The sequence below is a fragment of the Pseudomonas cucumis genome (genome assembly GCF_030687935.1).
Classification (GTDB): domain Bacteria; phylum Pseudomonadota; class Gammaproteobacteria; order Pseudomonadales; family Pseudomonadaceae; genus Aquipseudomonas; species Aquipseudomonas cucumis.
The window spans coordinates 4,283,006-4,294,440 of record NZ_CP117454.1; the positions used below are offsets into that span (position 1 = coordinate 4,283,006).

Consider the following 11,435-nt stretch of genomic DNA (forward strand, 5'->3'; position numbering starts at 1 on the left):
GCGCGCGTTAAAAAACCGGCGCGGCCAGTTGCGCATGACGGCGCTGATGGACTTCCAGATGATTCTTGATAATCCGGATCACCTTGGCTTCATGCTCATGAATGAAGAAATGCCCGCCGGTCATCATGTCCACCGAGAAACTGCCCAGGGTTTCCTGGCTCCAGCCGATCAATTGCTCGGTGGTGGCCTTGTCTTCCTTGCCGCCGAGCACATGCACGGGACACTTGAGCAGCGGGCGCTGCATCGGACGGAAGCGCCCGCAGAGCATGAAATCGGCGCGCAGGATCGGCAGGGTCAGGCTCATCAACTCCTGATTGGCCAACACATCCTCGCTGGTGCCCTGGAAAGTGCGCAGTTGCTCGATCAACTGTTCGTCAGTCTGGGGCTCGGCGAAGCCACGGTCATAGTCGCTGCGCATGGTCGGGGCGGCCGTGCCTGAAGCAAACAGCGCCACCGGCTCCCCGGCACCGAGGGCACGAAAGGCGTGGGCCATCTCACAGGCCAGCAACGCGCCGAGGCTGTGACCGAACAGGGCGTAAGGGCCGCGTAAGGATGGCTTGTGTTCCCTGGCCAATTGCAGGGCCAGGGCGCGCATGTCGGTCTGCAAGGGTTCGTCGTAACGGGCGCCCCGTCCTGGCAACTCCACCGGCTGCAAGTGCAGCCACGGCGGCAACTGGCGCCGCCAACGGCTATAAACCATGGCGCTGGCGCCCGAATAGGGCAGGCACAGCAGTGTCAGCTTTGTCACCGCACTTACCTCAATTGGTTATCTGTAAAGGGAACGGATGAGGTGTGGCGAGAATTAGTCTGTGGGGTTAAGCAATGTCAGCCGCGACGCACTCTATGTAGCAGCTGCCGAGCCTGCGAGGCTGCGTTCGGCTGCGAAGCAGTCGTGAGTCCGGCTGACGCGGTCTGCCTGACAAACCGCAATCTCTGGTTTTACGACTGCTTCGCAGCCGAACGCAGCCTCGCAAGCTCGACAGCTGCTACGGCCGAACGCAAGCTCGCAGCGTCGAATTGTTGGTTGAGTGTGAAGGGCAGTTTGCCGGCAAATGAACTCTCTGTAGCTCAAACCGGTCAGCTAGTTAGGCCCTCAGCCCCCGGAGCACTGCGGCAATGGCTGATCATTGCGAACGACAAAGCGCCATCGACGCCCACGGCATCATTGGTGACATGCGCAGCGCGGCGTTGGTCAACGACAAGGGCAGCGTGGACTTTTTCTGCTGGCCGGAATTCGATAGCCCGTCGATCTTCTGCGCGCTGCTGGACAGCCCCGAAGCCGGCATTTTCCAACTGGCCCCGGACCTGCCCGACGCCCGTCGCGAGCAGATTTACCTGCCCGACACCAACGTCCTGCAAACCCGCTGGCTCAGCGATCACGCGGTGGTCGAAGTCACCGACCTGCTGCCCATCGGTGACAGCGAGGATGATTTGCCGATGTTAATGCGCCGGGTGCGCGTGGTCAGCGGTCAAGCGACGATTCAGATGTTGTGCAACCTGCGTCATGACTATGCGCGGGCTCCCACCAAGGCCCGGGCGCGTGGTCAGAATGTGTATTTCGAGGCCTCCGGGCAGCCGCCCATGCAGCTGTGTTCGAATCAGCCCTTGCGCGTCGAAGGCAATGCAGCGATTGCCGAATTCACCCTCGAACAGGGCCAGAGCGCCGAGTTTCTGCTCGGCGGCGTTGACGATCCGCGCTTCAAGGAAGGCGCCGCCGATCTGTGCCTGGAGCGCACTCTGAAGTTCTGGCGCGACTGGATCGGCCAGTCCAATTACCGCGGGCGCTGGCGGGAAATGGTCAATCGCTCGGCCCTGACGCTGAAGCTGCTGACCTCGCGCAAACACGGCGCCATCCTCGCCGCCGCCACCTTCGGCCTGCCGGAAACACCCGGCGGCGCACGCAACTGGGACTACCGCTACACCTGGATCCGCGATGCCTCGTTCACCGTCTATGCCTTCATGCGTCTGGGCTTCGTCGAGGAAGCCAATGCTTATATGCGCTGGCTGCGTGGCAGGGTCAGTGATTGCCGCGGCAAGCCGATGAAACTCAATATTCTGTATGCCATCGACGGCCGCCAGGAGTTGCCGGAAGTCGAACTGGCGCACTTGTCCGGCCATGGCGGCGCGACGCCGGTACGCATCGGCAATCAGGCCTACGAGCAAATCCAGCTCGACATCTTCGGCGAGTTGTTGGACGCGGTGTACCTGGTCAACAAGTACGGTGAGGCGATCTCCCACGAAGGCTGGAAACACACCGTGGAAGTGGTCGATCAGGTCTGCGAAACCTGGCAGCAAAAAGACGTCGGCATCTGGGAAATGCGCGGCGAGCAGTATGATTTCCTGCACTCGCGATTGATGTGCTGGGTGGCGCTGGATCGGGCCATCCGGCTAGCCTCCAAACGCTCGCTGCCCGCCCCGTTCGCCCGTTGGGACCAGACTCGTCAAGCGATCTACAGCGATATCTGGAGCAACTTCTGGAACGAAGAACGCGGGCATTTCGTCCAGCACATCGGCGGCACTGGCCTCGATGGTTCGATGCTGCTGATGCCGCTGGTGCGCTTCGTCAGCGCCAAGGATCCGCGCTGGATTGCGACCCTTGAAGCCATCGAGAAAAACCTGGTGCGCGCGGGCATGGTCTACCGCTACCGCAACGACGACAGCCAGATCGACGGCCTGCCCGGCACCGAAGGCGCCTTCGCCGCCTGCTCGTTCTGGTACGTCGAATGCCTGGCCCGGGCCGGTCAGGTAGAAAAGGCGCATCTGGAGTTCGAGCAATTGCTGAAGTATGCCAACCCGTTGGGGTTGTACGCTGAAGAGTTCGACAGCCACGCCCGACACCTGGGCAACACTCCGCAAGCATTGACGCATCTGGCGCTGATCAGCGCGGCGAGTTTCCTGAACAGGAAGTTGAGCGGGGAGAAAAACATCTGGCAGCCTTGAGACCGAGGCGCCGCCATCGCGGGCAAGCCCGCTCCCACATTGATCTGTGGCGTTCACAACACCTGTGGGAGCGGGCTTGCCCGCGATGGCGGTGTGTCAGACAACATCAATGGTGAATGTCACGACGCCTTCGCGAGCAAGCCCGCTCCCACAATGGATCAGCTGTGTGGCGCAGGCTTCGGTACGTCGACGTTATCCAGCACCCGGTTCACCGCCAGCTCGGCCAGCATGATCACCTGCTGAATCGCCAGGAGCGTATGCCGCTGCGGGGCGTCGACATACGCGGCAATGTCGCTGGTCATTACACTGGCCGAGGCCAGTGATTCGCAGACATGGGCCAGCAGACTTTCGTTATCCATATCCGGCGCAACCAGAAACATCCTGCTTGGCTTACGGCCTTCGGATTGTTTGGGCGGTGGCTTGAGGTAGTGGTCGAGCGCGCGCTCAGCGGCTTCGTGGAGTTTTTTCGAATCTAGGGATTCGTAGGGGGAAACGTCGTCGGTTTCGGGGGGATTGGGACTGTCTTTTACCATGGTATAACTCCTGACATTCATGAAGCTCACCACCGTCGTGACCAAACGATGGGTGGTGGGCGGTACGCAGGTTGGTCAACCGGGAAGTCAGGCACCCGGCGCACTCGAAAGTGCCCCGCGCACAGCCCACCGCGAAGCATACCGACAAGCACAAGAAAAAGCGCCGACATGCTCACGTTGGCGCTTGCACGCCTGACATTGCACGGGTGACCAAACCCGGTCGCTGAATTTGCAACGACCCCCAAAGCCTATCGGCTCCCTTTCCTAACCTACAACCGCCAAAACTCGTCGGAAATGTCCCCTTTTACGACGCTTTTTGTAGGATCCAAGCTTACAAGCAATGAACTTAAACACCCTCCGCCTGACGCTACTGACGACCTGTGGCGAGGGAACTTGCTCCCGTCGGGGTGCGCAGCGCCCCCCTGAATGTTCGACCACAGACCTCCAGAAACACTGTGTTTGCTGGCTTTACGACTGCTGCGCAGCCGAACGGGAGCAAGCCCCCTCGCCACAGGATCGTGTAAGCCAAACGCCTACAAACACCAAACAAACCTGCCCAATCAACACGCGGTAACTCTTTCCTACATCCGGAAATACCTTGTTGCCAGCACCTGCATCCATCCCTACCATCCACGCTCAACGGGCACAGCGGAGCTGTCCAACAAAACCCGAATTCAAGGAACCAGAATGACCCAGCGCATCCATCGCAGCATTGATACCCCACTCCGATCGGGCCTGAACCGGACTGAATTGTGGGAAGGCCCCGACAAAGGCTTGATCAAATGCTGGGAAATCGGCCGTCAACGCGCCGCCCGCTTCCCCGACCTCGCCCACCAATGCCTCACTGGTGAACTTCCGGTGCTAGGCTGGAAAGGTGGCGTCAGCCGCAGCCTGAAGAAACTCGAAAAATACGGAAGTCTGAAATACCTTGCCCAATGGCAGGGGTTGCGCGGGGAAGATCTGGATATTGATCTGAGCGCGGAACGGGCACTGACCTGTTCCCGGACCAAAATGGTCGTGACATTTACGCCGGATCGGTCGAAGTATTTCAACCAGGTGGCGGACGTGGAAGCCTGAGGGAAAGGTCCCGAGTCGATTTGAATCAGCCTCTCAAAACAGCCCTCTGGAATGTCGAATGAACCATGACGCGCAGATCCAATACGCACTGACACCCAGCCTCAATATCGCCTACGAAGAGCACGGCCCCAGCACCGGTGACCCGGTCATTCTGCTCCACGGCTTCCCCTACTCCCCCCGCGCCTACGACGAAATCGCCCCGGCCCTCGCCGCAAAGGGCTACCGCGTTATCGTCACCTACCTGCGCGGTTTCGGCCCCACTCGTTTCAATTCTCCCGACACCCTGCGCTCCGGCCAGCAAGCCGCCCTCGCCCAGGACTTGCTGGACCTGATGGACACCCTCGCCATCAAACAAGCCGCCCTGTGCGGTTACGACTGGGGCGGTCGGGCGGCGTGTATTGTTGCGGCGCTATGGCCGGAGCGGGTGCGCTGTCTGGTGACCGGGGATGGCTACAACCTCCAGAACATCCCCAACTCTACCCAGCCTCTGGATCCGGAGACCGAACACCGTTTCTGGTATCAGTACTACTTCCACACCCCGCGCGGTGTTGAAGGCTTGACCCAAAACCGCCGGGCACTGTGCGAACTGCTCTGGATGTTGTGGTCGCCGACCTGGGCCAAAAATGCCGAACGTTATCCCTTGAGTGCGCCAGCCTTCGATAATCCGGATTTCGTCGAGGTGGTGATTCACTCGTACCGGCACCGGTTCATGTACGCACCCGGCGACCCGACGCTGGAATGGATGGAAGAAGCGTTGACCCAACAACCGATGATCAGCGTGCCGACGATTTCCCTGTGCGGCGCCGATGACGGTGTCGGCCCTGCGACTGAAATCGATGAAGACGCCGAGCGTTTTACCGGTCCTTACGAACGCCGAGTACTGGCAGGTGTCGGGCATAACATTCCCGAAGAAGCGCCCGAGGCGACCCTCAAGGCAATACTGGATCTGCTGGAGAGCTGACGGAAAACCGCTCGCGATAGGCTTGCGGTGTCACGCCCATGGCCCGCAAAAAACTGCGGCGCAAGGTCTCTTCGCTGCCAAACCCGCACTGCACCGCGACCCGTTTGATCGGTACGCCGGTGTCGCTCAGTAGCCGTCGTGCAGTCTCGACCCGAATCAGTTCGATGGCCCGCGCCGGGGTCTGGCCGGTGTCGGCGCGGTAGTGACGGACGAAGCTGCGCTCGCTCATGCCCGCCTGTAAGGCCAAGGTCGGGATGCCGAGGTCCTTGGTGAGGTTTTCGCTGATCCAGGCATGAAGATCGTCGAAACGATTACCTTCCTTTTGCAGCGACAGGGTCACGCTGAACTGCGACTGACCACCCGGACGCTTGAGAAACACCACCAATTGCCGGGCGACGTCCAGGGCCATGGTCCGACCGAGGTCTTCCTCGACCATAGCCAAGGCCAGATCAATGCCCGCGGTGACACCGGCCGAGGTCCAGACCGGGCCGTCGTTGATGAAAATAGGGTTGGGTTCGACCTGGAGTTTGGGATGCCGCTGCGCCAATTGCTCGCAACGGCTCCAGTGCGTGACCACCCGCCGGCCATCGAGCCAACCGCTGGCCGCCAGCAAAAACGCCCCGGTACACACCGACGACACCCGCCGACACCCCGTCGCATGCTCACGTACCCAGGCCACCAGCGGCTCGTCTTTCGCCGCTGCGTAAACGCCCCAGCCACCGGCAATGATCAAAGTGTCGCTGCCCTGATCCGGCAACGGCTCTGCCAATAGCGCCAACCCCGCCGACGACATCACCGCCCCGCCACCACTGGCAATCACCGACGGCGCATAGGGTGGCGGCAAACCTTGCTGGCGAGCAATGTCGTTGGCCGAGGCGAACACCTGCAACGGCCCGGTGACGTCGAGCAATTGCACATTGGCAAAGGCCAGCACATGAATGGTTTTCGGGTTGTTCGGCATGCTTGGCGTAATTCGTGGGGTTATTGGCGTATGCGCCAGATCCTACGAGCCTACAGTGAAGTCGTCCACCCCAATCAGGAGAAAAAACGCCATGACGTTGCAGATCGGTTTTCTGTTGTTTCCACAGGTTCAACAACTGGATCTGACCGGTCCTTATGATGTGCTGGCCTCGCTGCCGGACGTGAAAGTGCACCTGATCTGGAAGGACCTGGTCCCGATCACCGCGAGCACCGGGCTGGTGTTGAAACCGACCACAACCTTCGACGATTGCCCGCCACTGGATGTGATCTGCATCCCCGGCGGCAGCGGCGTCGGACCGTTGATGGAGGATGACGAAACCCTGGCCTTCATCAAGGCGCAGGCCGCCAACGCGCGTTATGTCACCTCGGTCTGTACCGGCGCACTGGTGCTTGGCGCGGCGGGGTTGCTCAAGGGCAAACGCGCCACCACGCACTGGGCGTATCACGAATTACTCGGAGTTTTAGGAGCGATCCCGGTGAACGATCGGGTGGTGCGCGACGGCAACCTCATTACTGGTGGCGGGATCACCGCGGGGATCGATTTTGCCCTGACCCTGGCGGCTGAATTGTTCGATAAGGACACCGCACAACTGGTGCAGTTGCAGCTGGAATACGCCCCAGCGCCGCCGTTTGCGTCGGGAAGCCCTGAGACAGCTCCCGTCAGCGTGCTGGATGAAGCCCGAAAGCGCGCTGCCGGGTCGTTGAAATTGCGCTCGCAAATCACCGAACGTGCAGCGGCGAAACTCGACCGTCAGTAAAAAAAAATGGCTGCGGGAGCCATCGCCCCCGCAGCCAGTACTCAGGCCGGAAAATCCGTCGCCAGCGATGTGGCTTTCCACTGGTTCAAGTCCTGCTGCACCTGTGTGATTTTCTGTTGCGCCAGGTCAACCGCAATCTGGCCCATGAACAAGTGCAGCGGTGGCTCGCTGACGTTGGCCGCCTGGATGATTGCCAAGGCAATCTTGTCCGGGTCGCCGGCCTGCTGACCATCAAGGGTGTTCTGGTGCAGGTCCAGTGAGGCTTGCGCGGCGGTGTAATCATCGATCCTGCGCTCGGCAATGGCCAGCGACGCGCTGGACAGGAATCCCGTACGCACCGGTCCCGGATAAACCACGGTGGCCTTGATTCCCAACTCCTGAACTTCTGCCGCCAGCGCTTCGGTCACGCCACCTAGGGCGAATTTGCTCGCCACGTAACTGCCCCAACCGGCATAACCGCCATCGAAGCCAACGATCGACGAGATATTGATCACGTGCCCACTGCGCTGCGCCCGCAACTGCGGCAAGGCGTGACGCAATACATTGAGCGGCGCAAACAGATTCACATCGAAATTGCGCCGCAATTCGCTGTCCGACAGCGCTTCGAAGGTGCCCTGCTGGCCGTAACCGGCGCAGTTGACGACGACATCAAGGCTGCCGAAAACTTCAACGGTGCTTGCAATAGCGCTGGCCACGCTGGATTCATTCATCAAGTCGACTTGCAATGGTAGAAAGCGCTCGCTGGCGGCATGCAGCTCCCCGAGGTTACGGGAGGTGGCGGCGACGCGATCCCCCAAGGCCAACACCTGTTGCGCGAGGGCCAAGCCGAGGCCCTTGGAGGCGCCGGTGATAAACCAGATTTTAGGAGAGTTTTTCATGAGTAGGTTCCTCTGTTTCAGTGCATGACTTGCTCGATAAAAACGATGACGCGTCATTCCGGCCGGCGGTACAGCACCATCCCGGCGTGATAGAGCACCCCGTCGCGAAAGTCGCCATCAGCCGTGAAACCGGTGTCGTCGACGTATTCGATGTGGTCGCCCTCCAGCCAATAGCGCCCCAGATAAGCGCTTTCCCGCCGGCCGCGCGCTTCGTCGTAGCGGCCGCCGGGCAGCAGTTGGTGGCGGATCACGCCGTCAGCGGTGACCCACAGCCCGACGTATTTGTCTTGATTGCCTGATGTTTTAGTCATTTCAGCTCTCCCGACTTCAACAGGTGACGATTCAGAACGGACTGGCCGTCGGCCGCACGATCAATTCGCTGACATCCACATCGGCCGGCTGATCGATGGCGTAGGCAATGGCCCGGGCGATAGCCGCGGCAGGAATGGCAATCTTGCGGAATTCACGCATTTCGGCGCGGCCACCGGCATCGGAAATGCTCTCGGCCAGCTCGGATTCGGTCACGCCGGGGGAAATCACCGTGACTCGCACATCGCCACCGACCTCCTGGCGCAAGCCTTCGGAAATCGCCCGCACGGCGAATTTGGTGGCGCAATACACGGCGGCGGTCGGGCTGACGGTGTAGGCACCGATGGAGGCAATGTTGATGAACTGGCCGCAGCGCTGACGCTGCATCAATGGCAACCCGGCAGCGATGCCGTGAAGGACGCCACGGATGTTGACGTCGATCATCCGGTCCCACTCCTCGACCTTCAGCGCCTCGAGTTTCGACAGGGGCATGACTCCGGCGTTGTTGACGATTACATCGACCCGGCCAAAGCGTTCGACGGCGAAATCGATGAAGGCCTGCACATCATCGCGGCGGGTGACGTCCACCGCCCTGAACGCTGCGCTCTGGTCGGCCGCGTTGAGTTCTGCAACCAGTGTTTCCAGGCGATCGACGCGCCGGGCACCGAGAACCACATGGGCGCCCTGACTGGCCAAAAGACGTGCACTGGCTTCGCCGATTCCACTGCTGGCGCCGGTAATGACAACCACTTTGCCTTGAATGTTGGACATGACTTTTTCCTTATCTGGAAGCTGGAACATCCCGGATGGGGTCGTTGCGACAGGTCCAGATTAGGGACGCTTCGATGGGTTTCGTTAGCCGGTTTCTCCTGGGTTCTTGCACGATCCTGTAGGAGCGAAACCGAGGCTGGTCGACACGCGCGCAATCGGTTTTACTAGCCCGATTCAACCATCGGCCCAGGAGATTGTTCAGCATGACGACTTCTATTTCCGCGAACGCCCAGGACGGCGTCGACGTTCGGCGCGCCGAACTGGTGAGCCTGATGAAGCGCTTTGCCCCGGAATACGGCGTTCACGCCACGCCGATCAAGGACTTGCACCTGATCCGCAGCGACCATCCCACTGAAGATCTGCACACGGTGCACAAACCGGGACTGTGCGTGATTGTCGAGGGACGCAAGGAAGTACGCCTGGCCGCTGAAAGCTACATCTACGACCCGCTCAATTACCTGGTGGTGTCGGTCACCCTGCCCTTGGCCGGCAAAGTGATCGAGGCCAGCCCGGATCGGCCTTATCTGTGTCTGCGTCTGGACATCGACCCGGCGCAGATCTGCCGTTTGATCGCCGACGTCAGCCCGATTGGGGTGCCTGGCATGAGGAATACTGGACGTGGGCTGTTTCTGGACCGGATCGACGCCCCCTTACTGGATGCCGTGTTGCGGCTACTGAGGTTGCTGGAAACACCGGACGACATCGCAACCCTGGCACCACTGGCGCAACAGGAAATTTTCTATCGGTTATTGCGCGGCGAGCAGGGTCAACGCTTGCATGAAATCGCCATCCCCGACACCCAGACCCACCGCATCAGCCGTGCTATCGAATGGCTGAACAACCATTACGCCGAGCCCCTGAGCATCGAAAACCTGGCGCAGATGATCAATCTCAGTACCTCGGCGCTGCATCACCGCTTCAAATCGGTGACCGCCATGAGCCCATTGCAATACCAGAAGCAATTGCGCTTGCAGGAAGCGCGGCGGCTGCTGTTGTTGGAGAACAGCGACGTTTCGTCAGTCGGCTACAAAATGGGCTATGAAAGCCCTTCGCAATTCAGCCGTGAATACAGCCGTCTGTTTGGCGCCTCGCCGAGCAAGGACATCGCCCGACTACGCGCTCAGGCGATCTAGCGGTTCACGCAGACAGAATCAGGCAAATCAAAGGTAAAAAAAAACCCGCCTAAGCGGGTTTCTCAAGACCATTGCGACATCCTGTCGGCAGCCATCCTAGCATATGGTCGATCATCCGTGATCCTGAGCACTTCCTGTGCTTCAGTTGATGAATCCAGATTAGACGCATCTGTGAAGCATCAAAAGACGACATACCATCGACTACGTGTAAGCCATTGACCATTCAACGCTTGAAACTGCCCTTGTAGCAGCTGCTGTTTTCTGCGGACGAAAAAAAACCCGCCGAAGCGGGTTTTTCCCAAGACCATATCGACTCCCTGTCGGCAGCAATCCTTGCTATGGTCGATCATCCGTGACCCTGGAGCACTTCCTGTGCTTCAGTTGATGAGGCTAGATTACGCTTGGGATCCAATCTCCAGTAGACGACATAGCTACTACCGCGTGTAAGACATTCGCTATAGCCGCCCTTCCGAAAACCCTTAGCCGAGCCCGTCATTATGCACTGAAGCCACGAGTTACGTGGCCTGCAGCTGTCAGCCGCCCTGACGCTCGTGGTCCTTGGTGTCTACCAGAAATTTTTCGATATTGCTCATCTGTTCATCCCAACCCCGGCTGTCCATGCGGAACGCCTTGAGCCTGCGTGACTGAGGGATGTGATCGAAACCGGACTCGACGACCGTCAACAACGTGCCTTCGTCCATATCCTGAAGTTCGAACTTCACCAGTGTGGTGGGCTCCTGGGAGTAATCGGTATCGGGTTCGACTGCATACGGGTGCCAGCGAAAAGAAAACACCCGCTCCGGCTCGACCCGCTCCACCAGTACATTCCACAACAAGTGCTCATAACCAGGATAAGTAATCTGCCCCTGGGTCCACTCGCCAGCGACAAAGCGCTTGCCTTCGAGTGCCACGCCGAACCATTGCCCAAAGGCTTCGGCATTGGCCAGCACACGCCACACCTGCGAGCGCGGCACCTTAAGCAGGATTTTCCTTTCGATGCGATCTGATGCTGGGTTCATAAGTCACCTCCTGTATTGAACAGTAGGCCTGTAAAGACCATAAGACCAACCTTAAAGTTGTATCAAACAGGTGTG

At 59.7% G+C, this 11,435-nt stretch carries 12 protein-coding genes; 5 read left to right on the top strand and 7 right to left on the bottom strand.

The window, feature by feature from the left end:
* Positions 1 to 7: 7 nt before the first annotated feature.
* Positions 8 to 748 carry a thioesterase II family protein gene (locus PSH97_RS19330; RefSeq protein ID WP_305446299.1) on the bottom strand — a complete coding sequence of 247 codons (741 nt, stop codon included), beginning with the start codon at positions 746 to 748 and terminating at the stop codon, positions 8 to 10.
* A gap of 368 nt (positions 749 to 1,116) precedes the next feature.
* Between PSH97_RS19330 and PSH97_RS19335 the strand changes: the two genes are divergently transcribed.
* On the top strand, positions 1,117 to 2,940 hold the full coding sequence (locus PSH97_RS19335; RefSeq protein ID WP_305446300.1) for a glycoside hydrolase family 15 protein: 1,824 nt from the start codon (positions 1,117 to 1,119) through the stop codon (positions 2,938 to 2,940).
* Positions 2,941 to 3,098: 158 nt separating this feature from the next.
* Here the strand turns inward: PSH97_RS19335 and PSH97_RS19340 are convergent, their stop codons facing one another.
* On the bottom strand, positions 3,099 to 3,473 hold the full coding sequence (locus PSH97_RS19340) for a DUF6124 family protein (protein ID WP_305446301.1): 375 nt from the start codon (positions 3,471 to 3,473) through the stop codon (positions 3,099 to 3,101).
* A gap of 687 nt (positions 3,474 to 4,160) precedes the next feature.
* Here PSH97_RS19340 and PSH97_RS19345 point away from each other — a divergent pair.
* Positions 4,161 to 4,550: a hypothetical protein gene (locus tag PSH97_RS19345; RefSeq protein ID WP_105344287.1), complete on the top strand. Its 390-nt coding sequence runs from the start codon at positions 4,161 to 4,163 to the stop codon at positions 4,548 to 4,550.
* Between the two features lie 58 nt (positions 4,551 to 4,608).
* Entirely contained in the window at positions 4,609 to 5,511 is a 903-nt protein-coding gene (locus tag PSH97_RS19350) for an alpha/beta fold hydrolase (protein ID WP_305446302.1), read from the top strand.
* Here the strand turns inward: PSH97_RS19350 and PSH97_RS19355 are convergent.
* Positions 5,480 to 6,472 (bottom strand): GlxA family transcriptional regulator, encoded by a 993-nt coding sequence (locus tag PSH97_RS19355; RefSeq protein ID WP_305446303.1) that lies wholly within the window; start codon positions 6,470 to 6,472, stop codon positions 5,480 to 5,482. The genes PSH97_RS19350 and PSH97_RS19355 overlap by 32 nt on opposite strands.
* A 91-nt stretch (positions 6,473 to 6,563) precedes the next feature.
* Between PSH97_RS19355 and inhA the strand changes: the two genes are divergently transcribed.
* The gene (inhA, locus tag PSH97_RS19360; RefSeq protein WP_305446304.1) at positions 6,564 to 7,250 is read left to right on the top strand and encodes an isonitrile hydratase; all 687 of its coding nucleotides are present in this window, start codon (positions 6,564 to 6,566) and stop codon (positions 7,248 to 7,250) included.
* A 41-nt stretch (positions 7,251 to 7,291) separates the two neighbouring features.
* On the opposite strand, the gene PSH97_RS19365 is transcribed toward inhA, so the two are convergent.
* From PSH97_RS19365 to PSH97_RS19375, 3 genes are read right to left on the bottom strand one after another with little or no spacing between them, the layout of a single operon-like run.
* Positions 7,292 to 8,128 (bottom strand): SDR family NAD(P)-dependent oxidoreductase, encoded by an 837-nt coding sequence (locus PSH97_RS19365; protein WP_305446305.1) that lies wholly within the window; start codon positions 8,126 to 8,128, stop codon positions 7,292 to 7,294.
* Between the two features lie 53 nt (positions 8,129 to 8,181).
* Positions 8,182 to 8,439 (bottom strand): Atu4866 domain-containing protein, encoded by a 258-nt coding sequence (locus PSH97_RS19370; protein WP_305446306.1) that lies wholly within the window; start codon positions 8,437 to 8,439, stop codon positions 8,182 to 8,184.
* 31 nt (positions 8,440 to 8,470) lie between these two features.
* The gene (locus tag PSH97_RS19375; protein ID WP_305446307.1) at positions 8,471 to 9,208 is read right to left on the bottom strand and encodes an SDR family oxidoreductase; all 738 of its coding nucleotides are present in this window, start codon (positions 9,206 to 9,208) and stop codon (positions 8,471 to 8,473) included.
* Positions 9,209 to 9,411: 203 nt separating this feature from the next.
* Between PSH97_RS19375 and PSH97_RS19380 the strand changes: the two genes are divergently transcribed.
* The gene (locus tag PSH97_RS19380; RefSeq protein ID WP_305446308.1) at positions 9,412 to 10,341 is read left to right on the top strand and encodes an AraC family transcriptional regulator; all 930 of its coding nucleotides are present in this window, start codon (positions 9,412 to 9,414) and stop codon (positions 10,339 to 10,341) included.
* A gap of 533 nt (positions 10,342 to 10,874) precedes the next feature.
* Here the strand turns inward: PSH97_RS19380 and PSH97_RS19385 are convergent.
* A complete protein-coding gene (locus PSH97_RS19385; RefSeq protein WP_007907615.1) occupies positions 10,875 to 11,360 on the bottom strand; it encodes an SRPBCC family protein in 486 nt (161 codons plus the stop codon).
* Between the last annotated feature and the right edge of the window lie 75 nt (positions 11,361 to 11,435).

Bases quoted from the DNA above. Each gene is read 5' to 3' on its own strand.
- PSH97_RS19375 (WP_305446307.1), bottom strand. From the start codon at position 9,208: ATGTCCAACATTCAAGGCAAAGTGGTTGTCATTACCGGCGCCAGCAGT.
- inhA (WP_305446304.1), top strand. From the start codon at position 6,564: ATGACGTTGCAGATCGGTTTTCTGTTGTTTCCACAGGTTCAACAACTG.
- PSH97_RS19350 (WP_305446302.1), top strand. From the start codon at position 4,609: ATGAACCATGACGCGCAGATCCAATACGCACTGACACCCAGCCTCAAT.
- PSH97_RS19335 (WP_305446300.1), top strand. From the start codon at position 1,117: ATGGCTGATCATTGCGAACGACAAAGCGCCATCGACGCCCACGGCATC.
- PSH97_RS19340 (WP_305446301.1), bottom strand. From the start codon at position 3,473: ATGGTAAAAGACAGTCCCAATCCCCCCGAAACCGACGACGTTTCCCCC.
- PSH97_RS19365 (WP_305446305.1), bottom strand. From the start codon at position 8,128: ATGAAAAACTCTCCTAAAATCTGGTTTATCACCGGCGCCTCCAAGGGC.
- PSH97_RS19385 (WP_007907615.1), bottom strand. From the start codon at position 11,360: ATGAACCCAGCATCAGATCGCATCGAAAGGAAAATCCTGCTTAAGGTG.
- PSH97_RS19380 (WP_305446308.1), top strand. From the start codon at position 9,412: ATGACGACTTCTATTTCCGCGAACGCCCAGGACGGCGTCGACGTTCGG.
- PSH97_RS19370 (WP_305446306.1), bottom strand. From the start codon at position 8,439: ATGACTAAAACATCAGGCAATCAAGACAAATACGTCGGGCTGTGGGTC.
- PSH97_RS19345 (WP_105344287.1), top strand. From the start codon at position 4,161: ATGACCCAGCGCATCCATCGCAGCATTGATACCCCACTCCGATCGGGC.
- PSH97_RS19355 (WP_305446303.1), bottom strand. From the start codon at position 6,472: ATGCCGAACAACCCGAAAACCATTCATGTGCTGGCCTTTGCCAATGTG.